43 protein-coding genes are annotated in these 23,431 nt (G+C 57.8%); 33 read left to right on the plus strand and 10 right to left on the minus strand.

Annotated elements, in window-relative coordinates:
- The coding region (locus BLR25_RS17925) for a transposase (protein WP_143009911.1) at positions 1-617 on the minus strand (617 nt) is incomplete at its 3' end.
- Positions 618-1,022: 405 nt separating this feature from the next.
- Entirely contained in the window at positions 1,023-1,775 is a 753-nt protein-coding gene (locus BLR25_RS17935; RefSeq protein ID WP_143009912.1) for a hypothetical protein, read from the minus strand.
- A gap of 213 nt (positions 1,776-1,988) precedes the next feature.
- Between BLR25_RS17935 and BLR25_RS21415 the strand changes: the two genes are divergently transcribed.
- Complete coding sequence (locus tag BLR25_RS21415) at positions 1,989-2,135, plus strand: hypothetical protein (protein WP_176785971.1); 147 nt, start codon at positions 1,989-1,991, stop codon at positions 2,133-2,135.
- 33 nt (positions 2,136-2,168) lie between these two features.
- On the opposite strand, the gene BLR25_RS17940 is transcribed toward BLR25_RS21415, so the two are convergent.
- A complete protein-coding gene (locus BLR25_RS17940; protein ID WP_091939670.1) occupies positions 2,169-2,444 on the minus strand; it encodes a hypothetical protein in 276 nt (91 codons plus the stop codon).
- 402 nt (positions 2,445-2,846) lie between these two features.
- On the opposite strand from BLR25_RS17940, the gene BLR25_RS17945 reads away from it, so the two are divergent.
- Positions 2,847-3,080: a helix-turn-helix domain-containing protein gene (locus BLR25_RS17945; RefSeq protein WP_091939672.1), complete on the plus strand. Its 234-nt coding sequence runs from the start codon at positions 2,847-2,849 to the stop codon at positions 3,078-3,080.
- A gap of 58 nt (positions 3,081-3,138) precedes the next feature.
- Here the strand turns inward: BLR25_RS17945 and BLR25_RS17950 are convergent, their stop codons facing one another.
- From BLR25_RS17950 to BLR25_RS21055, 4 genes are all read right to left on the minus strand, one after another.
- Entirely contained in the window at positions 3,139-3,366 is a 228-nt protein-coding gene (locus BLR25_RS17950) for a Rha family transcriptional regulator (protein ID WP_091939674.1), read from the minus strand.
- Between the two features lie 18 nt (positions 3,367-3,384).
- Positions 3,385-3,540, minus strand: a complete 156-nt coding sequence (locus BLR25_RS21420; protein ID WP_176785972.1) for a hypothetical protein — start codon at positions 3,538-3,540, stop codon at positions 3,385-3,387.
- A gap of 70 nt (positions 3,541-3,610) precedes the next feature.
- Positions 3,611-3,877 carry a hypothetical protein gene (locus BLR25_RS17960; RefSeq protein ID WP_143009913.1) on the minus strand — a complete coding sequence of 89 codons (267 nt, stop codon included), beginning with the start codon at positions 3,875-3,877 and terminating at the stop codon, positions 3,611-3,613.
- A 127-nt stretch (positions 3,878-4,004) separates the two neighbouring features.
- Positions 4,005-4,211: a hypothetical protein gene (locus tag BLR25_RS21055; protein ID WP_143009914.1), complete on the minus strand. Its 207-nt coding sequence runs from the start codon at positions 4,209-4,211 to the stop codon at positions 4,005-4,007.
- A 105-nt stretch (positions 4,212-4,316) separates the two neighbouring features.
- Between BLR25_RS21055 and BLR25_RS17965 the strand changes: the two genes are divergently transcribed.
- A complete protein-coding gene (locus tag BLR25_RS17965) occupies positions 4,317-4,586 on the plus strand; it encodes a BRO-N domain-containing protein (RefSeq protein WP_091939680.1) in 270 nt (89 codons plus the stop codon).
- A gap of 91 nt (positions 4,587-4,677) precedes the next feature.
- On the opposite strand, the gene BLR25_RS17970 is transcribed toward BLR25_RS17965, so the two are convergent.
- On the minus strand, positions 4,678-5,076 hold the full coding sequence (locus BLR25_RS17970) for a hypothetical protein (RefSeq protein WP_143009915.1): 399 nt from the start codon (positions 5,074-5,076) through the stop codon (positions 4,678-4,680).
- Between the two features lie 62 nt (positions 5,077-5,138).
- The gene (locus BLR25_RS17975; RefSeq protein WP_091939684.1) at positions 5,139-5,690 is read right to left on the minus strand and encodes a helix-turn-helix domain-containing protein; all 552 of its coding nucleotides are present in this window, start codon (positions 5,688-5,690) and stop codon (positions 5,139-5,141) included.
- A gap of 171 nt (positions 5,691-5,861) precedes the next feature.
- Between BLR25_RS17975 and BLR25_RS17980 the strand changes: the two genes are divergently transcribed.
- Both BLR25_RS17980 and BLR25_RS17985 read left to right on the plus strand, forming a co-directional pair.
- Positions 5,862-6,185 carry a helix-turn-helix domain-containing protein gene (locus BLR25_RS17980; protein ID WP_091939685.1) on the plus strand — a complete coding sequence of 108 codons (324 nt, stop codon included), beginning with the start codon at positions 5,862-5,864 and terminating at the stop codon, positions 6,183-6,185.
- A gap of 2 nt (positions 6,186-6,187) precedes the next feature.
- Positions 6,188-6,625: a hypothetical protein gene (locus tag BLR25_RS17985; protein ID WP_091939687.1), complete on the plus strand. Its 438-nt coding sequence runs from the start codon at positions 6,188-6,190 to the stop codon at positions 6,623-6,625.
- Positions 6,626-6,808: 183 nt separating this feature from the next.
- Here BLR25_RS17985 and BLR25_RS17990 read toward each other — a convergent pair whose 3' ends face one another.
- A complete protein-coding gene (locus tag BLR25_RS17990; protein WP_143009916.1) occupies positions 6,809-7,003 on the minus strand; it encodes a hypothetical protein in 195 nt (64 codons plus the stop codon).
- Between the two features lie 137 nt (positions 7,004-7,140).
- Here BLR25_RS17990 and BLR25_RS17995 point away from each other — a divergent pair, with 137 nt between their 5' ends.
- The 28 genes from BLR25_RS17995 (at position 7,141) to BLR25_RS18115 (ending at position 23,419) form a co-directional block, all read left to right on the plus strand.
- Entirely contained in the window at positions 7,141-9,396 is a 2,256-nt protein-coding gene (locus BLR25_RS17995; RefSeq protein WP_176785973.1) for a Mu transposase C-terminal domain-containing protein, read from the plus strand.
- 48 nt (positions 9,397-9,444) lie between these two features.
- Positions 9,445-10,188 (plus strand): AAA family ATPase, encoded by a 744-nt coding sequence (locus BLR25_RS18000; protein WP_091939694.1) that lies wholly within the window; start codon positions 9,445-9,447, stop codon positions 10,186-10,188.
- 1 nt (position 10,189) lies between these two features.
- Positions 10,190-10,567 carry a hypothetical protein gene (locus BLR25_RS18005; protein ID WP_091939696.1) on the plus strand — a complete coding sequence of 126 codons (378 nt, stop codon included), beginning with the start codon at positions 10,190-10,192 and terminating at the stop codon, positions 10,565-10,567.
- Positions 10,564-10,959 carry a hypothetical protein gene (locus BLR25_RS18010; protein ID WP_143009917.1) on the plus strand — a complete coding sequence of 132 codons (396 nt, stop codon included), beginning with the start codon at positions 10,564-10,566 and terminating at the stop codon, positions 10,957-10,959. Before BLR25_RS18005 ends, BLR25_RS18010 begins: the two co-directional genes overlap by 4 nt.
- A complete protein-coding gene (locus BLR25_RS18015; RefSeq protein ID WP_091939700.1) occupies positions 10,949-11,266 on the plus strand; it encodes a hypothetical protein in 318 nt (105 codons plus the stop codon). Before BLR25_RS18010 ends, BLR25_RS18015 begins: the two co-directional genes overlap by 11 nt.
- Positions 11,263-11,601 carry a hypothetical protein gene (locus BLR25_RS18020; RefSeq protein WP_091939702.1) on the plus strand — a complete coding sequence of 113 codons (339 nt, stop codon included), beginning with the start codon at positions 11,263-11,265 and terminating at the stop codon, positions 11,599-11,601. Before BLR25_RS18015 ends, BLR25_RS18020 begins: the two co-directional genes overlap by 4 nt.
- Positions 11,592-11,714, plus strand: coding sequence for a hypothetical protein (locus BLR25_RS21840; RefSeq protein ID WP_281245603.1), 123 nt, complete (start codon positions 11,592-11,594; stop codon positions 11,712-11,714). Before BLR25_RS18020 ends, BLR25_RS21840 begins: the two co-directional genes overlap by 10 nt.
- A complete protein-coding gene (locus tag BLR25_RS18025; protein WP_091939704.1) occupies positions 11,711-12,457 on the plus strand; it encodes a hypothetical protein in 747 nt (248 codons plus the stop codon). Before BLR25_RS21840 ends, BLR25_RS18025 begins: the two co-directional genes overlap by 4 nt.
- A gap of 26 nt (positions 12,458-12,483) precedes the next feature.
- The gene (locus BLR25_RS18030; RefSeq protein WP_091939706.1) at positions 12,484-13,077 is read left to right on the plus strand and encodes a hypothetical protein; all 594 of its coding nucleotides are present in this window, start codon (positions 12,484-12,486) and stop codon (positions 13,075-13,077) included.
- Positions 13,077-13,274 carry a hypothetical protein gene (locus BLR25_RS21060; RefSeq protein WP_143009918.1) on the plus strand — a complete coding sequence of 66 codons (198 nt, stop codon included), beginning with the start codon at positions 13,077-13,079 and terminating at the stop codon, positions 13,272-13,274. Before BLR25_RS18030 ends, BLR25_RS21060 begins: the two co-directional genes overlap by 1 nt.
- Positions 13,275-13,319: 45 nt before the next feature.
- Complete coding sequence (locus BLR25_RS18035) at positions 13,320-13,595, plus strand: HU family DNA-binding protein (RefSeq protein ID WP_091939708.1); 276 nt, start codon at positions 13,320-13,322, stop codon at positions 13,593-13,595.
- A 65-nt stretch (positions 13,596-13,660) separates the two neighbouring features.
- Positions 13,661-14,074 (plus strand): hypothetical protein, encoded by a 414-nt coding sequence (locus BLR25_RS18040; RefSeq protein WP_091939710.1) that lies wholly within the window; start codon positions 13,661-13,663, stop codon positions 14,072-14,074.
- Positions 14,071-14,604, plus strand: coding sequence for a phage protein GemA/Gp16 family protein (locus BLR25_RS18045; RefSeq protein ID WP_091939712.1), 534 nt, complete (start codon positions 14,071-14,073; stop codon positions 14,602-14,604). Before BLR25_RS18040 ends, BLR25_RS18045 begins: the two co-directional genes overlap by 4 nt.
- 7 nt (positions 14,605-14,611) lie before the next feature.
- On the plus strand, positions 14,612-15,028 hold the full coding sequence (locus BLR25_RS18050) for a hypothetical protein (RefSeq protein ID WP_091939715.1): 417 nt from the start codon (positions 14,612-14,614) through the stop codon (positions 15,026-15,028).
- Between the two features lie 60 nt (positions 15,029-15,088).
- Positions 15,089-15,532, plus strand: coding sequence for a lysozyme (locus BLR25_RS18055; RefSeq protein WP_091939717.1), 444 nt, complete (start codon positions 15,089-15,091; stop codon positions 15,530-15,532).
- A 3-nt stretch (positions 15,533-15,535) separates the two neighbouring features.
- A complete protein-coding gene (locus BLR25_RS18060; protein WP_091939720.1) occupies positions 15,536-15,757 on the plus strand; it encodes a hypothetical protein in 222 nt (73 codons plus the stop codon).
- Between the two features lie 29 nt (positions 15,758-15,786).
- Entirely contained in the window at positions 15,787-16,005 is a 219-nt protein-coding gene (locus tag BLR25_RS18065; RefSeq protein WP_091939722.1) for a hypothetical protein, read from the plus strand.
- Positions 15,998-16,195 (plus strand): hypothetical protein, encoded by a 198-nt coding sequence (locus BLR25_RS18070; RefSeq protein ID WP_091939724.1) that lies wholly within the window; start codon positions 15,998-16,000, stop codon positions 16,193-16,195. The genes BLR25_RS18065 and BLR25_RS18070 overlap by 8 nt, the downstream gene beginning before the upstream one ends.
- 309 nt (positions 16,196-16,504) lie before the next feature.
- On the plus strand, positions 16,505-16,696 hold the full coding sequence (locus tag BLR25_RS22010) for a hypothetical protein (RefSeq protein WP_425438697.1): 192 nt from the start codon (positions 16,505-16,507) through the stop codon (positions 16,694-16,696).
- The gene (locus BLR25_RS21065; protein ID WP_143009919.1) at positions 16,677-17,201 is read left to right on the plus strand and encodes a hypothetical protein; all 525 of its coding nucleotides are present in this window, start codon (positions 16,677-16,679) and stop codon (positions 17,199-17,201) included. Before BLR25_RS22010 ends, BLR25_RS21065 begins: the two co-directional genes overlap by 20 nt.
- Positions 17,194-17,424, plus strand: coding sequence for a TraR/DksA C4-type zinc finger protein (locus tag BLR25_RS18080; protein ID WP_218122807.1), 231 nt, complete (start codon positions 17,194-17,196; stop codon positions 17,422-17,424). Before BLR25_RS21065 ends, BLR25_RS18080 begins: the two co-directional genes overlap by 8 nt.
- Before the next feature lie 9 nt (positions 17,425-17,433).
- Positions 17,434-17,841, plus strand: a complete 408-nt coding sequence (locus BLR25_RS18085) for a hypothetical protein (protein WP_091939729.1) — start codon at positions 17,434-17,436, stop codon at positions 17,839-17,841.
- Positions 17,838-18,089, plus strand: coding sequence for a hypothetical protein (locus tag BLR25_RS18090; protein WP_091939731.1), 252 nt, complete (start codon positions 17,838-17,840; stop codon positions 18,087-18,089). The genes BLR25_RS18085 and BLR25_RS18090 overlap by 4 nt, the downstream gene beginning before the upstream one ends.
- Positions 18,089-18,322: a hypothetical protein gene (locus tag BLR25_RS18095; protein WP_091939733.1), complete on the plus strand. Its 234-nt coding sequence runs from the start codon at positions 18,089-18,091 to the stop codon at positions 18,320-18,322. Before BLR25_RS18090 ends, BLR25_RS18095 begins: the two co-directional genes overlap by 1 nt.
- Positions 18,306-18,788, plus strand: coding sequence for a DUF1804 family protein (locus tag BLR25_RS18100; protein ID WP_091939735.1), 483 nt, complete (start codon positions 18,306-18,308; stop codon positions 18,786-18,788). Before BLR25_RS18095 ends, BLR25_RS18100 begins: the two co-directional genes overlap by 17 nt.
- Positions 18,789-19,002: 214 nt before the next feature.
- Positions 19,003-20,640 carry a phage terminase large subunit gene (gene terL / locus BLR25_RS18105; RefSeq protein ID WP_091939737.1) on the plus strand — a complete coding sequence of 546 codons (1,638 nt, stop codon included), beginning with the start codon at positions 19,003-19,005 and terminating at the stop codon, positions 20,638-20,640.
- The gene (locus tag BLR25_RS18110; RefSeq protein WP_091939739.1) at positions 20,637-22,199 is read left to right on the plus strand and encodes a DUF935 domain-containing protein; all 1,563 of its coding nucleotides are present in this window, start codon (positions 20,637-20,639) and stop codon (positions 22,197-22,199) included. Before terL ends, BLR25_RS18110 begins: the two co-directional genes overlap by 4 nt.
- On the plus strand, positions 22,196-23,419 hold the full coding sequence (locus BLR25_RS18115; RefSeq protein ID WP_091939741.1) for a phage head morphogenesis protein: 1,224 nt from the start codon (positions 22,196-22,198) through the stop codon (positions 23,417-23,419). The genes BLR25_RS18110 and BLR25_RS18115 overlap by 4 nt, the downstream gene beginning before the upstream one ends.
- Positions 23,420-23,431: the final 12 nt, after the last annotated feature.

Here is a 23,431-nt window from a genome sequence, read left to right on the forward strand (position 1 = left end):
CAGCGGGAGTGCGGATCGCTGAGCGAAATCTTGCGTGTAGCAGTTGCATTCGTTTCTTTATCAAGCGCCGTCAGGTACTCCCGCATTGGCCGGGTATCAATCTCGGCACGATCAAAGTCGCAGGGTTCTCCCGGCTGGACGCTGTGCTGATGACTTGCATTGGCAGCAATCAAGCTGGCATCGACCGCAAAGCCTTCCCCCTTGACCAGACCAGATACCATGCAACGGCGTACCACCTCGTCAAATACCCAGCGGAATAAACCACTCTCACGAAACCGGCCATGCCGATTCTTCGAGAATGTCGAGTGGTCAGGTACGGAATCCTCCAAACCAAGGCGGCAGAACCAGCGGTAGGCAAGGTTCAGGTGCACTTCTTCGCACAGGCGGCGTTCGGAGCGGATGCCATAGCTGTAGCCAACGATGAGCATGCGGATCATCAGTTCGGGATCAACCGACGGGCGACCAGTGTGGCTGTAGTGCTCGGCCAGGTGCTGGCGCAATCCGCTCAGGTCGATGCAGGCATCAATACCACGCAACAGATGGCCAGCCGGCACATGATCTTCGAGATTGAACGCGTAGAACAACCGGTCTTGCCCGTTCTTCTGTTGCCCCATCATCGCAGCACCCCACTACATACATGCTTATAGCATATTGTACCGGTGTCGCGTCATTTCGTGGAGTATTTCAACAGAATCGCCGAGCACTTGCCCTTGAGCGGTCGCACTAAACGTCTGCTGGACTTCGAAACCTGCCACCAGTACAGGTTTGTGGCGAAGATCGGCTTTGGGTCGATTTCGACAGTTAACGTGATAAGGAAGCGGATCTTTACCGAATGCCAGATGCCGCTAAACGATGTTAGCGACGACGCTAACCAATTCTTTTAGTTTTCGCCCTGCGACTCTCGCCGTAGTTTCTCGGTGGCTTCCCGCTTCGCTATACGAGCCTCCATTTGGCGCAACAGAATCTCTTCGGCAATCAATTCTTTCAAATCTGGCTCATCCGACTCAGTCGGACTTACGTTCTCACCCTTTAAATTCTTTGTCTTCTTGTCCATTATCACCCCCTAGCATGTTCGACCGCAGGTAATCGGACTCTTGAATTACACACACCCGAGAATCCTTTACCGCAATCTTCTTGGCGATTATTTCCAAGCCCGTCGTGTTCTGGTCGACCCGTTCTAGCACAAGACGGGATTCATCAAACCGACCTAGTTCTCTCAGAATTTCAACGGTTTCGATGGTCGGCGCACCTTCATCTATCGACAGTTCAAGCAATCGAAGCAAATTGTTTTCTTCGTGAGTGTCGATGATGGCCCTAGAAACCGAATGAACCGCCCGCCTTTCGCTCCTATCGCGGTCGTTGAGTTTCCACCAAAGAAGGCGACGATGACGTTGCTCCATTGCCTTTGTTACATCACGGCTCATGGTTTCGATACCGACAACGATGGCATCAATATCAGGTGGCTCTATGGGAAATGCCCGGCGCCAATTTTCGGAAATCTCCGGAGGTTCGTTGGCACCAAACAGGCGAGCGAACCACCCTGGACGTTTCTGCGTCTCGTAAGGCATATCCCCGACATAGGCGGCATCTTCGAGCCAGAACACGCCGTGGCATGACCAGCAGCGCGTAAACAATGTCCCGCCTAACCAACTTGATGCGTACCCGTCTGACCAACGCGTCAGGCCGCCGGTACTGAACGAAGAAACCCCCTTCTTCACCGCCAATTGTTGGCAGTGAGGACAAGCAATTATTGAAGGAGTCGCCAACCGAGTCATTGCCAAATCCCTTCGCGCATATTTCTGCCCGACACCGATAACATCGACTTAAATCAACGCTAATAAAAATTAACGCCAACAAAACAACGTCTTACGCTCCACAAAACGTCGAAACCCGCGCATTCAACATCATTCTCGCGACAGATACCCGTAAGAGTATCGTTACCCTATTCCGGCCCCATTAACCGCAATTACTTACGAAGGAGATGACCCATGAACATGGCTGAACTGACGGCACAGGAGCGTTTTGTTGTTTTAGCACTGCGAGAGGCAAACGCCAAGACCAAGACTCAAATGTTGAAAAACGCAGCGAAGGTTATAAGCGAGAAAGCCCGTTTGAACGGCGCAGTGCAATCCTAAGCACACTGCGCTATCAATAGGCGCCGAATCCGATCAGATACATTGGAATTGGATTTCGGCACCAGCGGAAGACGTGTAGGCCGCTGCGTCTTGTGATGACTGCCCAAGGATTTCCATCTTCTTGCCCTTGGCTTTGCAAAACTCGGCTGCTTCCTTAAACATTTCTACCTTCACCGTAGCGCCCGACCAAGACATCCAGTCTTGCTTGGCATACATGTAATGGTTCGGGTTGATTTCGGTAATACCGGTGTTCGGCGCCGCACATCCAAACAACACGAAGGCAGAGGTAATAACAACTAGATTGCGCATGATTTCTCCCGATGAGTGACTAGTCAGTAGTAGATAAATCTCTGTTCATCCCATAACAGAGCCAATAAACAGCACTAGGCCGACCACGATAGCTGCGTTCGCATTAATCCTGTCGCTGTCGCGTCCAGCCCTGATATATGGCAAATCATCACGAGATGAGATTGTTCTCTGCCATTGAGTTCACACACCTGCTATATCGCTTATTCGCTTCGTCACGCCGCATGATTCCGTAGAAAATGCACGCCCCACCAATGGCACAAAATAAGAATTTACTGAACATGCAACCACCTCTTTATGCTATGAACATTTACCATGAGGTTACGACCTTATCATATTCATACCGCAGTATGAAGACTATATTTAGGTGAACGCGCCAAATTCCTCCGCTTTCAGGAGGAACATTTGGAACAAGCAAAAGCATTCGGGATCGTGTTAAGGCGCTTTCGCAGACAGGCCAACTTGACGCAAGAGCAACTTGGCTTTGAAGCCGATTTGCAGCGTGTTTACGTCAGTGCCTTGGAGCTAGGCCAGAAGATGCCCTCGCTTGCAACAATTTTCAAACTCGCGAAAGCCTTGCGTTGTTCCGCAAGTGATTTAGTAGCTGAGGTCGAAGCCGAACTTAGAAACCCAGACTAGGGTTTTCGTCGGTTTCAGTGCAACCTCCGTAAGGTTTCGCCCCGCTTACCAGTTCCGTTCACCGCTTGTTAATGGCATGCCGACGAACAACGTCGTATTCGGTAACAAGCGTCAGCGTCAAGTCTTTGGGCAGATTGAAACAAGGTAGTTTTCGCCCGGTGCTGTCTTTGTACTGAGCCGAAAACTCGGCTGAGTCAATATCAAGCTGATCAAGCATTGTTCTAATGTCAAAAAGAACATGACGATGTTCTTTTCCCGTGAGTTCCGCGACTTCGCGACTACTCATAGTCAGCGGTTCTGCTTGCTAGTGCCTCACGTCGTATCTGGTTGCGAACGCCAGCGCCAAGTCTTCTGGCAAGCAAAACTCTTCTTGCATCCGGCCACTGCTGTCTTTGTAATCGGCTGAAAACTCAGCCGATTGAATATCAAGCCCAGAAAGCATGTTGCGAACGTCAAACATGACGTGCTTGCGCTGTTTGCCGCATTGATCCGTTTTTGGGCAATTAAACACACTACCAATCTGGCAAAGATTACACATATGTCAAAGATTCCAGTTCCATCCACCGCTTGTTGATGGCGTGCCGGCGTTTAACGTCGTATCCCGTTACCAGCGTTAGGGTCAGGTCTTTCGGGAGAAGGAATTCCCTCGTATAACCACGAGAATCGTAGAACTCTTGGACATGGCTCAAATCTGAGCCATCTTTTCTGAGTTCATCGAGCATTACGCGGATAAGGTCTTTCGGGAGATTGAACACTTCCTCTTCCCTGAAACCTCCGCGCAGCATCGGAACTTTCATGTAGGCTGAAAACTAAGCCTACATCAATCCAAGGCGATCCAGCATCTTGCGAGTATCTGCAACCGGGGAATAGAAGAACGCCCCGAACCATTCAAATACGAATGGCCGGGGCGCATATTTTGGCTAATCAAGCGGTGACATTGATGGTCTTGCCAACAACCTGGCCGTTTAGATTAACGGTAGGCGCTTTGGCAACGGACGCCGCAGCACTACCATCATCCTTGTCCCCGTCATTTTCAGCCTCACGACGAACAGGCTGAGCAGAAGCAAAATTGGACTGCTGCTGAAGAGTTGCCAAAGAGACAGAACTTGAGCCAATTGAACCAACAGACATGTGATGCTCCTTGAAGACACAGGTAGCAGTATGGGTACCCATCTGTATCAACGGCAGACAACCCAGAACCTTAATGTTTCTCTAATATAAGAATAATCCGATTTGATGAACTGTTTCCCGGCGATGCATCCGAAGGCGCTTGATCGTCTGGACTCAGATGAAAAAGCCCTGATTTCAATTCAGGGCATATCTCGCGGGAATGATCGGGTGAATGTCGTCAATGAGTCCGGTCTGTATTCGCTGATTATGGGGAGCCGCAAGCCGTCGGCGAAACGGTTCAAGAAGTGGTTTACTGCGGAAGTTCTGCCGTCAATCCGGAAGACCGGAGGATATGGTCGTCTCGATCCGATTCAAGCACTGAACGACCCGACTTAGATGTATCCAGTTTTGGATTCATCTACCGCGACTCGATGACGTGGTAGAACTTCATCACGGAGGCGCAACAGAAAATTGGAATTCACCAACATTAATCCAATGTCTGCTCCACGACTGCATTGGTGTGGGGAGGTGATTGATTTGGCACTGCCTCAAGGGCAGGGAGAAAATCGCGCGGCCCCTTATATTTCAAGGCGGCCAGCCAAAACAAGGGCAAAAAAACGTGCCCCGGAATTTTGCACAAAACCGGTCCATTTTTGGTCAAAATTGCGCGAAATTTGGCACTAACTAGTATAAAAACGATCAGGAATAAACAGAGGCCGGCGGCAAGCTCATTCGCGGCCTGCGTTTGTTGATGATGCAAAGACCCCGCGACACCAGTCACAGCCTTCATTCTTAAAGGCCCTGGATCGTCATCTATTTTGTCCTGTTGAGACCGCCATGCTATCTGCGATATTGCAGATAGCCATTTGTATTCTTGTTGTTCCATGCTCCCTCTGAGCCAGAGAGCATGCCACAACCATATATTCCAAACAACTACTTGAGGCGGAATTAGGATGCTTTAGCCATCCGCCCAGGGCCAATACCCGTCGGGGTAATAAGATCTTCTTCTATGCACCGTTGATACAGACTCGCTGTATGAGCGGCAAGCTTTTCAGGTGGTGCATCCGGAGCGATCTTTAACGCGCCCTCAAGGATGGCCGCCAGGGCTTTGATATTGATCTGTTGAGCTTTGGCGGGGTGGCACTCATCCATAACAATGAGACCGGGAATTGGTGCACCGGCGACCTCCAGGCTGTCTCCGCAGCTTGCCGTTTTCTCTCCAGCAAGATCGGCCAACAGCATCGGGCCTTCTCCAGTAAGAAGCCAGTTAGCGTTAATTCCGAGTTTTATCATCCCAGAAATAACATCCCCCCCTGGGACTCGGTTACGTACCTCGTTCTCTTGGATCCCTCGTTTTGAAACACCAATAGCTTTTGCTAGGCCGTCTTGCGTTAGACCAAGCGCACCTCTGGCCGCCTTCATACGCCGGCCGATATCTCCATTATTTTGGTTGTCGACGTTACTGACACCGTCGACAACTTTGTCGACAACCTTGGTCATTGGTTGTCGACGCCTGTAGATATTTGATAAATAAACAAAATACACATTTTATTGTGTCACCTGAGAAAAAATTCGTCGACAACCAAATAAAGCACTGTCAATTGTGTTGACGTAGCACAAAATAATGTGTTCAAATGCCATTCATCGCGCAACGACCAAGAGGCGTAAAAGATGGCAATCAACACCGCTAAAAAAACCAGTCGAGAGGACTGGCACCCAGCAAAAGTAAAAATGGAACTGCACATGCGCGGCATCACCCTTTCCGGGTTGGCCGAGGCGCATGGATTGAACAGCTCCTCGACGCTTTCTGCTGCCTTAACGCGCAGCTACCCGGCCAACGAAAAGCGGATCGCCGACGCTATTGGCGTTCATCCCAAGGAAATCTGGCCTTCACGCTATAACGAAGACGGCACCCGCAAACCGCAGGGATTCCGTGCCATTCAGTCTACCGCAGCTGATATAGCGCGCAATGGTTATTTGTGCAAGGCAGCATAGACATGAGACGCCACCAAGACACAGCCACCCTGGACCTCTTTGAGGTTCCGGTACCAACCGCCCCCATCCCCGGTGCATTGAACTTCAGTCACCAGCTTCGCCGGCTTCTCTCTGATCTGCTGAAGACCTGCCCGCACTCCCGGGAAATCGTCGCGGCCCGCATGAGCGAGCTAACGGGAGAGGCGGTCACCAAGCACCAACTCGACTCCTGGACAGCGGAGAGTCGCGAAGCCTGGCGCTTCCCCTTGGAATACCTCCCCGCCTTTGAAGTCGCCGTCGAAACGACCAGCCTGATTGCCTGGGTTTCCAGCGTGCGCGGAGGAAAGATCCTGATGGGCAAGGAAGCCCTGGACGCCGAGATCGGAAAGCTGGAGCGGCTCAAGGAAGACGCCGCTCGGAAGATCAAACAGCTCAAACATGCCATGGGAGAGATGGGATGAGCGAGTTTCCTTCTGTTCCCAACCTCCATTATGAGACACCGAGTCTGCCGGATGAAGAGGCGAATCTGAGCGCTCTCATACTGTTGCGCCAATTCGATGGCATGCCAACCCCGATCGTCAGGCAGGTGCTCAGGAAAGCCCTGTTTTGGCTCGACGCTGTAACCACGCTGGATTGCAGCGCGGCTACCGAGTATTCGAAAGCCGTTGAAGGATGGAAGCGCGATCCCGCTGAATCTCCCTAATGGCATCGCCAACAAAATGATCGGTACTGGAATGCCTGCTATCTCCCATGTTCTTGCTGATTTCGATGGTCTTTGCCAGCGTCAATACCTGGGCGACGAGCAGGGTGCGCAGCAACTCATTTGTGTCGTTTTCCATGAGGCGTCTCCTATGAAGTTGATGGATATGCAAGTTGGTAGCCTGCATAACCATTCTAATGGAATGGTGGGGCGCCTCTCCCAACAAGGTGTGCAGTCATGAATGCACCACTACCCCAGGCCGCGTCACGGTGTTCAATGGCTGAAGTCGCCGAGGCGCTTGGCATATCAAAACAGGCTGCACAGAAGCGCGCTAATAAAGAAGCATGGGGATCAGAAAAATCTGGGCGTGGAATGGTTTACCCGATTCCATCGCTTCCGAAAGACGTTCGTGACGCGCTGGCACGGCAGGCTCTCAAAACCCTGCCGGCCGTTGTTAGCCCGGCGCCGCAGCTGCCGGCGATCAAATCGTCGTCGCTGGCTGTTCGGGCGCCTATCACGGCGAAAATGGCGGACGCCGAGCAGCTCGTCTGTCAGCAAGCACGGTTGTGTATCTTGGCGGCGATTCGCAAGTCGGTGGCGGTTGGGCACTGTAAAACCGAGTCAGCGGCGTTCAATACGTGGCTGGCGTTGCTGGCCAAGGGCGAACTCACGCGACAGCAGGCGCTGTGGTGCGCGCTGGCGAATGACAAGAACGGGTTCCGGTTCGAGGTCAGTTTCGCGACTGGAACGCCAGTGGCGATCGCCCTGGATGATGTCGAGGAATTCGCCGCGATGCTCACCAAGCGCTCGATGCAGCGCTGGATGCAGCAATGGAAATACGGCGGCGACGACGCGCTGTTGCCTAAAAAGCGCACGAAGGACATGAGCGTTCCGCCGTGGGCTCCGTTTTTTCTCGCGCAGATGCAGCGGCCGCAAAAACCGGCGATCCAGACAGCCTACGACGCGATGGCAAGGCAGTTGCAGGCCGATGGTTGGAAGATGCATTCCGGCAACGGTGTGTGCAAGACGCGGGAATACCCGGACTATTCAACGGTTGCGCGGTGGTATCGCGAGAAATACAGCAAGCTCGATGCTAAAAAGGGGCGCAACACCGGCAGCGCAATCAACCCGTTCAAGTTCTGCCACGAACGATCGGCCGAGGGCATGGAACCCCTGCAGGAAGTGCATTCGGACGGATGGGCGACGAAGTTCTACGCCCCGCACCCGATCTCCGGCAAGTGGGTGACCGGCGAAGTGTGGCACAGCCACGACGTGGCGACGCGCAAGGCGTACGCGGACACCCGCTCCATCGGATTATCTGAGAACTCGTCGGTGATTCTCGGAAGTTTGTACGCCGTGTGCATTGAAGATGGCGAGCCGCTGTTCTGGCAGACCGACAACACTGGGGCTGTGAAGAACGACCGCGTGGAATTCGACCCAGTAGCCTCGATCGCGGCGCGGAGAAAAATCGAGATCGTGCACAACATCCCCGGCAACAGCCAGGCCAACGGAATCGCCGAGAGCTTCAACAAGTATCTGCAAGAACGCAGCAAGGAACTGGCTACGTACAAGGGCAAGGATCAGGATTCCCGAACGCAAATCCGCATTCACAAGATCACCAATAAGCTGACGAAGGCTGCGAGCGCTAGCGACGCCGACGAATTCGCGCGGCTCCGCGCTGAAGCCGAGAAGGTCGGCTGCGGCATCGTATTTTCGTGCTGGTCTGAAGCCGTGGAATGGATCAGGCGCGTCGTGGCCGAGTTCAACGACATGCCGCATCGCGCGTTGCCGAAGATCACGGATGCCTCCGGCAAGCGTCGGCACATGACGCCAAACGAGCGGATGGCCGAGTTCGTCGCCGCCGGCTGGCAGCGCCGGCCACTCTCGGGCGAGGAACTGATAGACGCCTTCCGCGTGCATGAAGTGAAGCGCGTCACGCGCGGCTGCGTTTCCGTTCTTGGCCAGCGTTACCACCATGCCGAACTCGACCACCACAACGGCGAGGACGTATTGGTCGCCTACGACATCGAGGATGGTAGCCAGGTTTATATCAAGAACATGGCCGGCGTCTTTATGTACACGGCGACGTTCTATGAGGCGCGCGGCTATCGCATGCAGAGCTTCGTTGAAATCGCGCTGAACAAGAAGGCCGACCAGCAGCTGGCCCGGCTGGATACCAAGAAGGCGGCGATCGAGGCGCAGCGGCCAGGCGTGGTCCTGGACATGCCGCTCAGCGGGCCGTTCATCGAATCGACGGCAGTGCGAGTTGAGGCGGAAGACGTGTCCGGCGCACGGGCGGATGTGCTGCCCGGCCCTGGAGAGACAGAAATCGCCCGCAACCGCCGCATCAATCAGATGGAAGACCCCGTTCTAGTGCGCCACTTGGCGGCGTATCCGGAAGACATAAACGAACACCGCGCCCGCTACCTGCTTGAGCAGGCCGAGAAGATCGAGCCGCTGGCGCGGCAGATCGACGAGTTGGGAATGTGGGGGGCGTTACAGCGTTTTGAGAAGCGGGCGGTCGCCAGTTAGCGGCTGACGACCACCCATTTGAAGCAGTAACCACGGAAGGGAGTTTACATGAAAGACGTGTTTGTCAAAACCAGCAACTACGTGGCCTTCGAGGCTGGAGTCAACAAGGCCATGTCGCGCGGAGCGATGGAGGCCACCAATGTGCTGGTTTATGGCCCGCCTGGAACCGGAAAGACCGAGAACATTGATCACTGGGCGGTACAGAACGACGCGATCCATCTGCGCGCCAATGAAGGCTGGACGCCGCGCCAGTTCATGCGCGAACTGGCCACCAAGGCAGGCATCGACTCAACGGGCAGCTCCCAAGCACTGTTCGAGCGGCTGCTCGGCTATATGGTTGGCACCGGTACCCCGCTGGTAATCGATGAAGTGAACTTCTGCTTGGCCGACAACGCGGCAGTCATGGAGAAGATCCGTGACTTTTCCGATCGCACTGAAACGCTCGTCATCTATGCCGGTGACGAACGCGTGATCCCCAAGATCGGGCGGCATACCCAAATTGCCAGCCGTTTTGCCGCTGTCGTCGAGTTCAAGATGGCCACACTGGCCGACGTGCGCCAACTGTGTGATGAGTTGGCAGAGGTCCGCATCGCTGATGATTTGGTGGCTGAAATGCACCACAAGAGCGGTGGCCGCGTGCGCAGCGTGATCGATGCGATCGCTGTTGCCGAACGCGTTGGGCGCAAGACGGGTGGCGCCGTTAGTCTCTCCGACTGCGTCGGCATGGAGCTGATGTTTGATTGGCAGACGCGGCGTAGCAGCGTGGTCAAGCCTTTGCGAAAGGGGGTTTGATATGGATCACGCCGCATTCCTTTTTGTTGACTCGAATCCTCGTATCGCCGTGCTGTTCAAAAAGGACGAAGGGGTTAAGTCGAAAAGCGCGATCGCCGTATTTGTTGTTCTCGACGGAAGCACAAAGCTCCTTGGAAGCACTGGGTTCGACGCCCCTGCCTGTGGTTTGTTCAGCACGATTTTTGACCTCGGGTCAGGTTTTGCTGGAAATCTGTACAAGAACAGGAAAACGGTCGGTGACTTGGTTATTCAAAAAGGTATCAGTTCTCAGGCCACTTTGACTGTTCGCATTGGCGACGCCGTCAATTCTGTCGTTCTCAAAGATGATGATGTTTCCGCCCTAAAGGCTCTCTTCGGAGAAATCGGGAGGCTGGAGTGAGCGCCAGGACCGGCCCGAAATCCCCGCACGGAAAGCCGCGCGTCATGCAAGGCACGCTTCGCCAAAAAGCATGGCGTGCCATGCAGATCAAGGGAAAGTTCACCCTGTCAGACTTGGTGCGCAACGCCGTGTCGGAAGAAGACAAGGCTAAAGACCCGCGTAACAACATCGGGCGCTACGTCGCCGGTCTAACGCACGCCGGCATTCTGGTTGAGATGAGGCGGCGTGCTGTTCCGACCTCGCCGACCAGCAACGGCGAGAAGCGCTGGACACTGGTCCGCGACCTCGGGCGCAAGGCGCCAGTCATGCGCAAAGGCGGCAACAGCGTGTTCGATCCGAATAGCGGGCAGATGATCCCCGTTATTCGCGAGGAGGCAGGCGATGACCAGTAACGCTCGAAAAATCGTCCTGGACCTAATTTCTGGCGGAATGACCAAGGCCGCCATTGCTGACGAGATTGGTTATGGGCGCGCCTCGGTCAGTCGCTGGATCAACGAACCGGACTACAACGGAGCGCATATTGAAGCGGCAGTGCTCGAACGGTACAGCCGCTTCCCTTGCCCGCATCTGAAATCCGACATTACGCCAAAGGACTGCGCTGCTCATGCGCTACGCACGTGCCCGACCAGTAATACGCGCGACGCTCGGCATTGGCGCGCTTGCCAAGCCTGTCCTCACAGACCGGAGGCGAAATCATGAGCGCCGTCACCGCAGTCCTTTACGACTTCGTCTCAGCCAGGGAGCGCAGCCGCCACCTGGAAAAGGTGAAGTCGGCCGACGCCCTCAAGCGGATCGAGCGCTGTGACGCCTGGCTCAACAAAAACGGGGTCGAGGTGATCGGCTTCCGGCAACCGCTCTTCGGCATGCCCTACGTGATCGTCGGTGCTCGCCCGGCTGTTTTCTCGCTGTTCTCAGGCCGCAAGGAGTTCAAGGGTCACCGTCAGGACGGCGCCCTCCGCTACAAGGTCTGGGAGGGCATCGACCGGGTCAATAACGTGTCGGTTCGCTGGGTGGAGGTAGTGGCATGCGCGTGATCATCAACATCCTCGATTCTTTCTTCCGTCGCCTGTGGCTCACCTGGCGCTTCATCGTCGCGCTCGGCTACTCCCCGCGCGTTTCATGGAGCAATTCGCGGAGGATGCCATGAGCAACCCGGAAATCACCGCCAACAGCCTGGTCGGCCGCGTTCTCATTGCTCTTCGCGCTGGGCAGATGACCAGCGGAGAGCTTGGCGATCGCTTTCCTTGCCTGCCAAGCCTGGGCGGACTGGCCAAGAAAGGATTGATCTCGGGCGATCCGCACGGATGGCGCCTGACGGACGCCGGCCGCGCCGCCTGCCCTCTGCGCAATCCGCTTGCCGCATCCGTTCCCCAGCCGCCGGCCGCGACTCCTCACAGGGTGGCGTCCGTCGGCGCGATCTCCGAACCCGTGCGCCGCCCGGCGCTTCCCATCAATGAGGTGAAACACATGCCCGTCAAAGGAAAGAAGTCATCCGCCGTCGATACCGTGCGCACGCTGCTGACCGTCACGCCCGAGGGAGTATCACGCAAGGATCTGATCCGCACTACCAGCCTGTCAGAAAGCCAGGTTGATGCCGCGATATTCAACCTGATCCATCTGGGCGAAGCGACGCGCAAGAGCTACGGCGTGATCTGCGCCACGGAGCATTTCAAGCCTGTAGAGGCCATTTCTCCGACGGTCGGAACTACCCAAGCGACCGTGCAAAGGGTAACGCCCCGGACGCCGGAGGTTGCCGAGCACATCGAGTTCTCTATCCGCGATGACGGCCATCTGTCGATCATCCGACAGGCAGAAACCCTCGTTCTGTCGCCCAATGACACGCAGCGACTCGCCCGTTTTCTCGGCTGTTTCGAGGCCACCCCTTCCTAATTCAACCAGCACACGAAAGGAATCAAATGAGCACCATTACGCTTGAAAACATCCGCGCAGCCGCAGAACGCCTGGCCGCTGCCCACGTTGCAACGACTGCACGCGCCAGCCTGCTGCAGGACGAGATCAAGACAGCAGTCAAGCCGATATACGAACGGCATCGCTCCGGCCTCGATGCAGCGGCGGAGGAAGAAGCCCGGGCGCGTGATGATCTCCAGCAAATGCTCGATGCCGCTCCGCAGCTCTTCAAAAAGCCGCGTTCGATCGTGGTGAACGGCGTCCGGTCTGGCTATCGCAAGGAAGAAGACAGCCTGTATTACGCCGACGAGAAGGCCGTCATTGCCCGTATTCGTGCGCTGTTTCCGGAACAGGCCGATTTGCTCGTTCGGACGGAAGAAACGCTGGTGTCTGACGCATTGACGCAGCTGGATGCGAAGAGTCGCAGCCAGGTCGGAATATCGCTGATCACCGGGGCAGACAAGTCGTTCATCACCATCGGCGACTCAGACGTCGAAAAGCTGGCAAAGACGCTGATTTCCGATGCCATTCGGCGTGTCGGGGAAGAGGAAACGGCACCGAAAGCCAAGAAGGGCAAAGCGAAGATCAAGGAGGTTGCGTGATGAGCAACCCATTCAGATACCGCATGTACGACGGGCGTGAAGTCGAGACGACAAGCGCCGACGACCGCGTCAAAAAGGTCAAGGGATTCAGCCTGGATCAATGCAATTCCGCGCTATCGCTCCCTGGTCTGCAAAAGAGCGTCGAGCGCGCGGTGCATACGAGGCTGCGCTCTCTTGGCGTCATGCACCTGAAGTAACCGCCAAACCGATTTTCCAACCACTCCCACGAAAGGGGAAAAAGCATGAACCAATCCGAACTCGTCTCCAAGGTTGCCAGCATTAGCGGCGCCACCCGCAAGTCCGTCGAGGCCATCCTCAAGACGACGGCTGATGTGATCGCTGCCGAGCTGTACGAGGGCGGCGAGGTGACGCTTCCCGGCCTCGGCAAGCTTCAATCCAAGGACAAGCCGGCGCGCACCGGCCGCAACCCGTCCACCGGTGAAACCATCCAGATCCCGGCCAAGCGCGTGCCGCACTTCACCGCCGCCAAGATGCTCAAGGACGCCCTGGCAAAGTAGGCGAAACCTTCGCCTCATGCCCCGTTAAACCGGGGCATCGGGAGACGGTTTTAACGGAGACAGTCATGAAACTGACCAAAGAACAAAAAGCGGAGCTTGAAGACAAGCTGACCTACCTAGGCGGTACGGTTGAATTGCTTTGCGACGGGTATCGCGTAGCTCTCCAGGTGCAGCGCTGGAAGGGATTGTCGATGCGCGTCATGACTTTCGTTGACGGCACTTTCAAGGGCGTATGGTTTCGCGCCGATAAGCCGTGCCCGGAGCAGAAATTTCTCCGTAAAAGCGAAAAAAATTTCTGGAGCCCCAGTGAAAAAGCACGCGCAGAGAAGATATTCGGGAAGCGTGCTGTCGCAAAGGATCCGTTATACAGCCTGAAAGTGACCATGTTTCACCCGGACTGGGCCAGCGGGAAGGCGGCGATATCGCACCTGGTGCGCGTCTGCGAATCCGTTGAAATTGCCCCGGAGGTCCAGCCATGAACCCATCCGCCGCCCTCCGTGGTATTGACCGCCTGAAGCAACGCTGCCGGACTATCCAGACCGGAAAGACCTGGCTGGCCAAGAACGTCGGCTTCGATGATTCGGAATACCGGGCGCTGCTGATGCGCGTCGCCGGTGTGCGCTCGAGCAAGGATCTCTGCGACGTCCGCGCGGCCGAGGACGTCATCCTGGCCATGCGCAAACTCGGCTTTCCGGCTGCGTCAAAGGCCGGCAAGGGTGACGCCAGCGTCCAGGGCGGCGAGTGGCGCTTCGTTTTCCGGCTTCCGGGCGAGCGCATGAGCCTGGGAAAGAAGATCTTCCGCTGCGCACAGAAGATCGGCGCCAAACAGACGCCACCGGTCCCGGTGATGAGCAAGGCATGGGTCGAGGGTATCGCCCGCCAGGCGACGGGACTTAACGCGCCAGGCGTCGCAGGGAAGGTCTCGCGCAAGCTGGAAACGTGCGATTACGACGAGCTGCGCATGATCGTGCAGATCCTCGAATCTTGGGCCAAGAAAATCGGTGCGTGAGGTAGCCATGAGACTTCCGTCTGTCATCGAAGACATCGTTCGCCTAATTGGCCACGGCAAGGCAATGCAGCTTGTCGCCGAGTTCGGCGGGCAGGATCTTCGCATCCCGAAAACAGACCAGAGTGATACCTGGGCGGCTATCGAGGAAGTCATTGGGGCAGAAGCAATGAAGATTCTTGCAGCAGAGTACGGCGGCACGGAGCCTGTGTATATCGCCATGTGTTTTAAGGCGATGAAGGCAGATCGCAATCGTCGAATGATCACGCGTTATGATAGTCTGATAAAAGAAGGTCATACTGGTCGTGGCGCCGTTTCAGTCATCGTTCGCGAGTTTCGCCCGATCAGTTATCGCCAGGTCGAGACGATCATCAACGCCCCCACGCCGGGTCCGTCCGCAATGATCGAGCAAGCCCAGTTGTTTTAATGCCCTGAAACGAAGCGCATCGGCACTGACCCTTCCTGCGCGCGCACGTAACGTGTGCGCATGGCACCCAGAAAACATACATCTCCTCGTGGCCTTGAACTGATCAGGTCTCACGAGTCATTTTCCCCGACGGTTTATCGCTGTCCTGCGGGAAAGCCCAGCATCGGCTATGGCCATGTCGTCCGTGAGTCGGATCGCATCTACCCGCCGATATCCAAAACGCAAGGCGAGATGCTGCTCGCCCGAGATCTGGAACCGCTTGAGATCTATCTCTCTGCGGTATTTCCGGATCTCACCCAAAACGAATTCGATGCGCTGGCGAGCTTCTGCTTCAACGTTGGCCTGCGCGCGTTTGAGACGTCGACGATGTTCCGGATGCTCAAGGCAGGGGACAAGACTGGCGCGGCAAATGAGTTCGGCCGCTGGATTCACGGCGGCGGCAAAGAGCTTCCCGGCTTGGTCAGGCGGCGCGCGGATGAGCGCGATCTATTTCTTGGGAGATAAATCATGAGTCTTGGTCCTTCCTTCGCCCTGCTGTGTTTCTTGGCGCCCATCGCTCTTGGGGCATGGATGATCTCCTGGGCATTTGGCGACTATGTACGAAACGGACTTGTCCGGGTTGAGTGGCAGATCAGGGCTTGTCTGATCGGTTGCCTGCTCGTTGTTTCCGGGGCTGCTTACGGCCTTTTCTCGCTCGTTATTTTCATGAAAGCACACTGGCATGGTTAGGCCAGGGTGCCCACTCAAGGAGGCGACGTATGCATCTTGAACACTGGCAGGCGCTCTTGATTTACCTGGCGACCTTTGGCGTCGGAATTGGCCTCATCGTCTGGGCGCACGTCAATCCGAAGTGGCAGTCGGCGGAATCGTATGACGCTCTCACGCCGTTCATCATCGGCGTTTTTCTCACGATCGCCGGAGCCGTCTACAGCGTCTTTTCAATCGTCATTTTCGTGAAGGCACACTGGCATGGATAACAAGCCCTGGTATCAATCGAAAACGGTCCTCTTCAACATCGCTGTCGCCGCCCTGGTGGCGTTGGAGTCTGTCACTGGCCTGCTGCAGCCGTTCCTGCCGGTCAATTTCTACGCGGCCGTCTCGGTGCTTTTGCCGGTCGTCAACGCGGTCCTGCGCGTCATCTCATCGCAGGCGCTGACGCTCAAATGAATCGTGCTGCGATCGGCCTGGCAGTCGTCGCCGTTTTGGCGATCGCCATGTATTTCTTCGGGCGCTCGAACGAGCACAACGCCAACGAGGCCAACAAGGTCGCGGCCGTTGAAGGTGGCGTCAAAAAACACAATCAGGCCGCGATCGCCGGAGGTAAGGCCGAGAGCAATTCGGCGGCGCGCAAAGTCCAAACGGAGGCGTTTTTTAACGCCATCCAGACCAAGGAGATTTCCTATGCTCAAACGCATTCTGCTCCTCAGTGCCGCCTTGATCCTGACGGGCTGTGCCTCTGGATCGCAGCCAATGCCAATGCCGATCCTGACACCACCTGCAGCGGATATGGAGCCCTGCGGACCGCTGCCACCACCGGCGAGCGGGATGATCGGCGATCTGCTGACGAATCACATCGCGGTGGCGAAGGCGTATCACCAGTGCAAGGATCGGCACCGGGGGCTGATCGACTGGCTGGAGGCGACCGGTAATGCGGTACGAGTGCGCTAGACGGTCGATCAGAACCGGCGACCTGATCGCTTTTCGCGAACGACACGGCATCATCCCGGCGCTGACCCGCCTGGTGACGCGATCGCCCTATACCGACGTCGGTATCGCCATCTGGGTGGCCTGCGGCAGTGTTGATCGCCTGCTGGTCGTGGTTCCCACGGCCCAGGGCGCCGCCCCTGTGCCGCTGTCGAATTATCGGGGCGTGGATTTCGATATTTACCGCAGTCCGGTCGATCGTGTCCGGGCGTATGTGTATGCCTGGAAGATGCTTTGCTGGAAGGTTCGACCGGCCTTGTCGACGTTGCTGCGCATCGCCGCTATTCGCTGGCTTCGGTGGCCGGCGCCGAAATCGGACGGCGGCCTGCCTTTTCGCTATGAGCTTCCTGCGCTGATCTATCGCTTGGCCGGGTGGTCCCCGCGCGGCCTTGGGATGGCCCATGCGCCCGCCGACGTTGTGCGGGCTGTAGGCGATGCGCCGCTGTACAAGGTGCGTCACTGTGAATGACATCACCGACTGGGCGACGCACGCGGAAGAAGAAGACCGCGAAGGCGCCCTTGAGGCTCAAGCAATCCGCGCCGGTCTCCAGGGAAAGACCGTCGAAGACTCAGCCTACGAGTGCCACATGTGCGGCGCCGCCATCTATCAGGATCGCCGCGAAGCCTATCCCGGCGTTCAAACATGCGTCGACTGCCAGGCAGAGCTGGAAGACGCGATTAACGCCTTTTAGGGAGAGGAAATGGATATCCAAGCAGTGAAAGATTGGGGGCAGGTGATTTGTTGGATTGTGAATTTCTTCGGGCTGGTGTGGGTGATCCTGGAGAGGCGCAACGACAAGACCAACGAGCGCGTCACTCAGCTTGGTCAGGACATTGACGAGATCAATCAGAAGGTCATCAAGATGAAAGCGGGTTGCGACGGCTGCCAGATTGACTCTGTTGCCTCCCGCATCGAGCAAATTGATCGTGACGTCTCTGGGCTGAAGGCTGCTGCTGGTTCGGCGCCGAGTCACGACGATCTGTCCCGGGTCTATGAGGCAATCAACGAACTCGCCGAAAAGGTCAATCACTTGGTTGGAGAGTCCGAAGGGCAGGGCCAGACGCTCCGCCAGATCCTCGCCAGAATCATCGAGAAAGGCATGCCATGACCGCTCAGGAACTCAAGCGCCGCAGCTCGCTGTTGATGTCGATCTCGTTCGGCGTCTCGACCGTGCTGGCGCTACGCAAGGATATCGAGATGACCCATTTCATCGTCGCCAGCGCCGACCTGGTCCGCGCCGACATCGACTGGCTGGTTGAGATGGGCCTGATCCAGTGGTCTGGCGAGGTGGCGCGCTGCACGGAGCGCGGCCACGACGTCGTCGCCAAGCGTGCGAAATTCCCCGGGGAAGCGTGATGGCCAGGCTGACAAAGGCTCAGAAACGCGTCATTTCCATCATCGCTCACGGCCTTGTCGCCGAATCCATTTCGCGTAACGTTGAAGGGCTGCAAGGGTTCAGGGACTTTATAGAGAACAGTATGGACGCCACCGAGCGCGCCATCGTCAAGTTCTTTGTTGACGAACTGAAGCGCATCCCCAAGGAGTTGGCGACCGAAATTGAGGAGTGGAAAAATGGCACATCCTCCTGAAAAGCGCCTCGAGCTGCGCTCCGCCTATATCGGCGGGCTTCCGCTGGAAGCGGCCGCCGACAAGGTGGCCGTTCCTTATCACACGGCGCGCAACTGGTTTAACGCCGCGAAGAAGGCGGGCGACGACTGGGATAAATTCCGGGCCGCTTCCCTCATCGTCGCCGGCGGCGGCATCGAGCAGGCAATGGGGCGCATCATCGCTGCCGGTCTCATGCGCTGTGAATCGCTCCTGGAGAGACTGCAGGAGACCGATGATCCATTTACAGCCGTCAGCGCCGTCGCAACCCTGGGCGACACGGTCTCGAAACTCAAGGCGGCCGGCAAGGGGATGATGCCCGAGGCCGACCAACTGGCGATCGAGACCGGGGCGATCAAGGGCGTCGCCGATCTCTTCTGCCGCCTGCACCCGGCGCTGGCCGACAAGATGCTGGCGACGGTCGAAGCCTGGGCGAGTGGCAAGCGATGAATGCCGGGTGGGCATTGTTTCTGTGCGCGCTGTGCATATGGGCTGGCTACATAGCCGGCTATCGGCGCGCCAACGTCGACAATGCCGATGAGTGCCGACGGCTCGGCGGGTTTTATGTGGGCAAATCGATTTTCAGGTGCGTCGAGGTGGCGCAATTACCCGATCCGCGAAATCCCGGCGCATCAGCGCCGCTGGATAAGCCAGGGCGTTAAAAATGGCCAAAAAACTCTCCCAGAAGGAAGCATTTAACGACCTGGTCGCCTTTGCCGCTCAGTTGCGCCAGCGCATTGAAGCCGAGGTTTCCGGGTTCTCTCCGGATCCGATCGAGCGCGCCAGGCGCATTGCTCGGGCGAATGACGACTTCGATTTCTTCGTCAACACCTACTTCCCGCACTACATCCGCAGCCCCCATAAATCCGAGCTGCACAAGTATCTGTTCTCGCGCCTGGTTGAGATCGTAAAGAGCGAAAAGAGTGAGACCGACGCGATCGCGGCGTCCCGGGGCGAGGCGAAATCCACGCTCGTCTCGCAGCTGTTCGTGCTGTGGTGCATCGTCACCGGTCGCAAGCGTTATCCGGTCATCGTCATGGACTCGATCGACCAGGCGTATCCGATGCTGGAAGCGATCAAGGCCGAGCTGGAGTTCAATCCGCGGTTGATCATGGACTTTCCGGAAGCCGTCGGCCAGGGCCGTGTCTGGCAGGCTGGCACGATCGTCACCCGGGGCGACGTCAAGGTCCAGGTCGCTGGCTCTGGCAAGAAACTGCGCGGCCTGCGCCACGGCCCATACCGCCCTGACCTGTGCGTGCTCGACGATATCGAGAACGATGAGCAGGTGCGCAATCCGGACCAGCGCGACAAGCTGCAGAGCTGGCTGACGAAGACGGTTCTCCCGCTCGGCGGCGCCGGCGCCAAGTTCGACGTCGTCTATATCGGCACCATCCTGCACTACGACTCGGTCCTTAACCGGACGCTCTCGAACAAGCTCTGGCGTTCGGCCAAGTTCAAGGCGCTGCTCACCTGGCCGAACCACATGGACATGTGGGAGAAGTGGGAAGAGTTGCTGCGCAATGAGGGGGAAGAGGCGGCCGACCATTTTTACACCAGGTGTAAAGATGTCATGGACGAAGGCAGCGTCGTCTCATGGGCGGCGCGTCCGCTGCTCGCCCTGATGAAGATCCGCGCCCGTGACGGCCACGACACCTTCGATAGCGAATACCAAAACGACCCGGTCGCCGGCGACAATGCGCCGTTCGCCAAGGTCATCAACTTCTGGGTCAGCCACCTGTCGAACTGGTTGTTCTATGGCGCCATCGATCCTTCCCTCGGGAAACAAGGGGCGAGCCGCGACCCGTCCGCGCTCCTGGTTGGTGGCTTCAACCGCGAAACCGGCATTCTCGACGTCGTCGAGGCCGCGATCAAAAAACGCCTGCCCGATCGCATCATCGAAGACGCGATCGCCTTCCAGCGCCAGTACCGCTGCCTGCTCTGGTCGGTCGAAGCCGTCCAGTTCCAGGCGTTTCTGTACAGCGAACTGGTGAAGCGCGCGGCGGCGGCCGGGATCCCGTTCCCGGCCCGCGCGGTGACGCCGATCTCCGACAAGGTGCTGCGCATTGAGAGCCTGCAGCCGCACATGGCCAACGGGCTGATCCGCCTGCATCCGAGCCAGACAACGCTGATCGACCAGCTGCGCCACTTCCCGAAAGCCGACCACGACGACGGTCCTGATGCGCTGCACATGCTCTGGGAGTTGTCCGTCAGCCGTGCCGGCGGTGGCCGAGGGTTTCAGTCAATTTCCCGTCGTTCCGGTCGCGATGACGATTTCGGCGGAAACTCCAGGAGAATGATGTGAACAAGATCGTCGATCAATACGGAATCCCGTTCGACAAGGGATTGCTCAAGGAGGTGCAGACGAGCCGCGTGGCCAGTCTGCAGAACGAGTATCTGACTGGCATGCTCGACGGCCTCACGCCGGCGCGCCTGGCCAATACGCTGCGCGCCGCCGACAACGGCGACCTGTTCGCACAGCACCGCCTGTTCTCGGACATGGAAGAACGGGACGCGCATATCGCCGCCGAGATGGGCAAGCGCAAGCTGGCGCCGCTCTCGCTCGACTGGACCATTGTTCCGCCGCGCAACGCCTCCGCCGCCGAGAAGGCGCACACGGAATGGCTGCTCGAAGTACTCACCGACGCTGTGGATCCGATCGAGGATCTCATGATCGCGTTAATGGACGGCGTCGGCCACGGTTTCGCGCCGGTTGAACTCGAGTGGCGCTCGGAGGGAAGCGAATGGCTGCCCGCCTATTTCCCGCGTCCGCAGGAATGGTTCCAGCTCGACCAGGCACGCCGGAATATTCGCCTGCGCGACATGAGCGTCGACGGCGCGCCGCTGGCGCCCTTTGGATGGGTGTTCCATACGCATGGCAAGGCAAAGACCGGCTATCAAGGGCGCCTTGGGCTGCACCGCACCCTGTCCTGGTCGTTCCTGTACAAGAGCTATGCCATCGGGGATTTTGCCGAGTTGCTTGAGACGTTCGGCTTGCCGATCATCACGGGCAAGTACTACGCCGGCGCCAACGATGAGGAAAAAGCCAGTCTCTTGCGGGCGGTAGTCGCTCTCGGCCACGATGCCCGCGCCATCATGCCGGCTGACATGCAGATCGAAATCGAGAAGGTTACGGCGGGCGGCGACTCATCGGGCCACCTCTCGCTGGTCGATTGGTGCGAACGCTCGCAGTCCAAGGTCATCCTCGGCCAGACGATGAGCGCCGAGTCGAAATCGAGCGGGATCGGATCCGGAAACGCAGATCTGCACCGCGAGGTGCGCCGCGACATCCTGGTCGCCGACGTGCGCGAGATCGCCGGCACCATCACCCGCGATCTGCTTTATCCGCTGATCGCCCTCAATCGCGGCAACATCGACGGCCTGCGTCGGTGCCCGCGCCTGGTATTCGACACGGGCGAGCCCGAAGACATCAAGCTGCTGGCCGAATCGCTGCCGCCGCTCGTCAACATCGGCATGCAGATCCCGACCGATTGGGCGCATGACAAGCTGAAGATTCCGGTACCAACCGATGGCCAGGCCGTCCTGACGCCCCAGAAAACCCAGCCCACGCCACCAACGCCGCCGGCATCCCTGGCCGCGATGGCTGCGGCCGGCGGCGCAGCGTCGCCCGCCGCCGAACTTTCCGACCAGCTTTCGGCCTCGGCGACACCAACCGTCGAGGATCTGCTGACAGCGCTCTCGCGCATCGTCCAGGAAGCGCCCGACCTGGCCACGCTGCAACGCACGCTGCTCGAGGCGTATGGTCACCTGGACACGGCGGATTTAACGCGGCACATGGCCGCTGCGTTCGCCCTGGCGGAATTGCGCGGCATGGCCGACGTGCGCGATGAGGCGGGGCAGTGAAGTTCGGGTTCAATACCCCGTTCGAGGCACAGCTGGAGTTCTTCCGGCAGAAGCTCAATCTGCCGTCGGAGCGCTGGGATGATATCGTCAAGGCGGCGAATGATCGCGCCTTCATCGTCGCCGGCGCCATGCAGGCCGATCTCATTCAGGATCTGCGCTTTGCCATTGATCGGTCGATGCGCGACGGCCTGGGTATTGAAGCGTTCCGCACCGACTTTCGCCAGATCGTGCAACAGCACGGCTGGACCGGCTGGACGGGCGAAGGCAGCAAGGCCGGCGAAGCCTGGCGGACGAAGGTCATTTACCAGACCAACATGGCGACGAGCTATGCCGCCGGTCGCTATCGGCAACTGACCGATCCCGACTTTCTTGCGGAATTTCCGTACTGGCGCTACGTCCACAACGATAGCGTCATGCACCCGCGCCCGATGCACGCGCACTGGGGACAGATCCGCCTGACGCTGCGCTACGACCACCCGTTCTGGGCGACGCACTATCCACCGAACGGCTGGGGCTGTCACTGCCGCGTCGTTCCCGTTCGCGAGCCGGGCGAAGGCGACGCCACCGAGCCGCCGGCCGGCTGGGATGAGCGGGACGGCAAAGGATTGATCCCCGGCATCGATCGCGGCTTCGACTATGCACCTGGTGCGAATGTCAGCCAGACGCTGCAGGCGTTAATCGACGCCAAGCTGATTCGCCTGGATGCGCCGATCGGTGCGGCGATGTACGAGGCCATGAAGGACGTCATCACGCTCGAGCAGCGCGCCGCCGAATTCGCCGCCTGGATCGACAGCGTGGTCGCGGCCGGCGTCACCCGAAACGAATGGGAGATCGTCGGCGCTGTTCGTGCTTCCGAGATCGACGCCCTGGAGAATGCGGGCCTGCCCCGGCCGACGACGGCAGAGATCGCCGTCGAGGATAGCCTGGTCGTCGGAAAGAAAGCGGCCCGCCACGAACAGGCCGGGGATGCGTTAAGCATTGCTGAATGGAAGCGCCTGCCCGAGCTGCTCGACGGATCGCGCCGGACCTATCTCGACAAGACGAACGGCAAGCTGCTCTACGTGCTGCCGTCGGCCGACGACGATCGCTCGATCCGCCTGGTCGTCGAGATCGATTTTGTGATGAGCAAGGAGAAGGTGACGCTCAACATGGTGCGCTCGGCCTTCAAGATCAACACGCAGGCGCTGGAGGACAGAACGCGGTATGAGGTGGTGCGATGAGGGGGTGGTCGG

Origin of the sequence: Propionivibrio dicarboxylicus (assembly GCF_900099695.1) — a bacterium.
In the GTDB taxonomy this organism is placed as follows: Bacteria; Pseudomonadota; Gammaproteobacteria; order Burkholderiales; family Rhodocyclaceae; genus Propionivibrio; species Propionivibrio dicarboxylicus.

What these genes read in the sequence shown, in the direction of transcription:
- BLR25_RS17935 (WP_143009912.1), bottom strand. Translation starts at nt 1,775, where the DNA reads ATGACTCGGTTGGCGACTCCTTCAATAATTGCTTGTCCTCACTGCCAA.
- BLR25_RS21415 (WP_176785971.1), top strand. Translation starts at nt 1,989, where the DNA reads ATGAACATGGCTGAACTGACGGCACAGGAGCGTTTTGTTGTTTTAGCA.
- BLR25_RS17940 (WP_091939670.1), bottom strand. Translation starts at nt 2,444, where the DNA reads ATGCGCAATCTAGTTGTTATTACCTCTGCCTTCGTGTTGTTTGGATGT.
- BLR25_RS17950 (WP_091939674.1), bottom strand. Translation starts at nt 3,366, where the DNA reads ATGAGTAGTCGCGAAGTCGCGGAACTCACGGGAAAAGAACATCGTCAT.
- BLR25_RS21420 (WP_176785972.1), bottom strand. Translation starts at nt 3,540, where the DNA reads ATGTTTGACGTTCGCAACATGCTTTCTGGGCTTGATATTCAATCGGCT.
- BLR25_RS17960 (WP_143009913.1), bottom strand. Translation starts at nt 3,877, where the DNA reads ATGAAAGTTCCGATGCTGCGCGGAGGTTTCAGGGAAGAGGAAGTGTTC.
- BLR25_RS21055 (WP_143009914.1), bottom strand. Translation starts at nt 4,211, where the DNA reads ATGTCTGTTGGTTCAATTGGCTCAAGTTCTGTCTCTTTGGCAACTCTT.
- BLR25_RS17965 (WP_091939680.1), top strand. Translation starts at nt 4,317, where the DNA reads ATGAACTGTTTCCCGGCGATGCATCCGAAGGCGCTTGATCGTCTGGAC.
- BLR25_RS17970 (WP_143009915.1), bottom strand. Translation starts at nt 5,076, where the DNA reads ATGGAACAACAAGAATACAAATGGCTATCTGCAATATCGCAGATAGCA.
- BLR25_RS17975 (WP_091939684.1), bottom strand. Translation starts at nt 5,690, where the DNA reads ATGACCAAGGTTGTCGACAAAGTTGTCGACGGTGTCAGTAACGTCGAC.
- BLR25_RS17980 (WP_091939685.1), top strand. Translation starts at nt 5,862, where the DNA reads ATGGCAATCAACACCGCTAAAAAAACCAGTCGAGAGGACTGGCACCCA.
- BLR25_RS17985 (WP_091939687.1), top strand. Translation starts at nt 6,188, where the DNA reads ATGAGACGCCACCAAGACACAGCCACCCTGGACCTCTTTGAGGTTCCG.
- BLR25_RS17990 (WP_143009916.1), bottom strand. Translation starts at nt 7,003, where the DNA reads ATGGAAAACGACACAAATGAGTTGCTGCGCACCCTGCTCGTCGCCCAG.
- BLR25_RS17995 (WP_176785973.1), top strand. Translation starts at nt 7,141, where the DNA reads ATGGCTGAAGTCGCCGAGGCGCTTGGCATATCAAAACAGGCTGCACAG.
- BLR25_RS18000 (WP_091939694.1), top strand. Translation starts at nt 9,445, where the DNA reads ATGAAAGACGTGTTTGTCAAAACCAGCAACTACGTGGCCTTCGAGGCT.
- BLR25_RS18005 (WP_091939696.1), top strand. Translation starts at nt 10,190, where the DNA reads ATGGATCACGCCGCATTCCTTTTTGTTGACTCGAATCCTCGTATCGCC.
- BLR25_RS18015 (WP_091939700.1), top strand. Translation starts at nt 10,949, where the DNA reads ATGACCAGTAACGCTCGAAAAATCGTCCTGGACCTAATTTCTGGCGGA.
- BLR25_RS18020 (WP_091939702.1), top strand. Translation starts at nt 11,263, where the DNA reads ATGAGCGCCGTCACCGCAGTCCTTTACGACTTCGTCTCAGCCAGGGAG.
- BLR25_RS21840 (WP_281245603.1), top strand. Translation starts at nt 11,592, where the DNA reads ATGCGCGTGATCATCAACATCCTCGATTCTTTCTTCCGTCGCCTGTGG.
- BLR25_RS18025 (WP_091939704.1), top strand. Translation starts at nt 11,711, where the DNA reads ATGAGCAACCCGGAAATCACCGCCAACAGCCTGGTCGGCCGCGTTCTC.
- BLR25_RS18030 (WP_091939706.1), top strand. Translation starts at nt 12,484, where the DNA reads ATGAGCACCATTACGCTTGAAAACATCCGCGCAGCCGCAGAACGCCTG.
- BLR25_RS21060 (WP_143009918.1), top strand. Translation starts at nt 13,077, where the DNA reads ATGAGCAACCCATTCAGATACCGCATGTACGACGGGCGTGAAGTCGAG.
- BLR25_RS18035 (WP_091939708.1), top strand. Translation starts at nt 13,320, where the DNA reads ATGAACCAATCCGAACTCGTCTCCAAGGTTGCCAGCATTAGCGGCGCC.
- BLR25_RS18040 (WP_091939710.1), top strand. Translation starts at nt 13,661, where the DNA reads ATGAAACTGACCAAAGAACAAAAAGCGGAGCTTGAAGACAAGCTGACC.
- BLR25_RS18045 (WP_091939712.1), top strand. Translation starts at nt 14,071, where the DNA reads ATGAACCCATCCGCCGCCCTCCGTGGTATTGACCGCCTGAAGCAACGC.
- BLR25_RS18050 (WP_091939715.1), top strand. Translation starts at nt 14,612, where the DNA reads ATGAGACTTCCGTCTGTCATCGAAGACATCGTTCGCCTAATTGGCCAC.
- BLR25_RS18055 (WP_091939717.1), top strand. Translation starts at nt 15,089, where the DNA reads ATGGCACCCAGAAAACATACATCTCCTCGTGGCCTTGAACTGATCAGG.
- BLR25_RS18060 (WP_091939720.1), top strand. Translation starts at nt 15,536, where the DNA reads ATGAGTCTTGGTCCTTCCTTCGCCCTGCTGTGTTTCTTGGCGCCCATC.
- BLR25_RS18065 (WP_091939722.1), top strand. Translation starts at nt 15,787, where the DNA reads ATGCATCTTGAACACTGGCAGGCGCTCTTGATTTACCTGGCGACCTTT.
- BLR25_RS18070 (WP_091939724.1), top strand. Translation starts at nt 15,998, where the DNA reads ATGGATAACAAGCCCTGGTATCAATCGAAAACGGTCCTCTTCAACATC.
- BLR25_RS22010 (WP_425438697.1), top strand. Translation starts at nt 16,505, where the DNA reads ATGCCGATCCTGACACCACCTGCAGCGGATATGGAGCCCTGCGGACCG.
- BLR25_RS21065 (WP_143009919.1), top strand. Translation starts at nt 16,677, where the DNA reads ATGCGGTACGAGTGCGCTAGACGGTCGATCAGAACCGGCGACCTGATC.
- BLR25_RS18085 (WP_091939729.1), top strand. Translation starts at nt 17,434, where the DNA reads ATGGATATCCAAGCAGTGAAAGATTGGGGGCAGGTGATTTGTTGGATT.
- BLR25_RS18090 (WP_091939731.1), top strand. Translation starts at nt 17,838, where the DNA reads ATGACCGCTCAGGAACTCAAGCGCCGCAGCTCGCTGTTGATGTCGATC.
- BLR25_RS18095 (WP_091939733.1), top strand. Translation starts at nt 18,089, where the DNA reads ATGGCCAGGCTGACAAAGGCTCAGAAACGCGTCATTTCCATCATCGCT.
- BLR25_RS18100 (WP_091939735.1), top strand. Translation starts at nt 18,306, where the DNA reads ATGGCACATCCTCCTGAAAAGCGCCTCGAGCTGCGCTCCGCCTATATC.
- terL (WP_091939737.1), top strand. Translation starts at nt 19,003, where the DNA reads ATGGCCAAAAAACTCTCCCAGAAGGAAGCATTTAACGACCTGGTCGCC.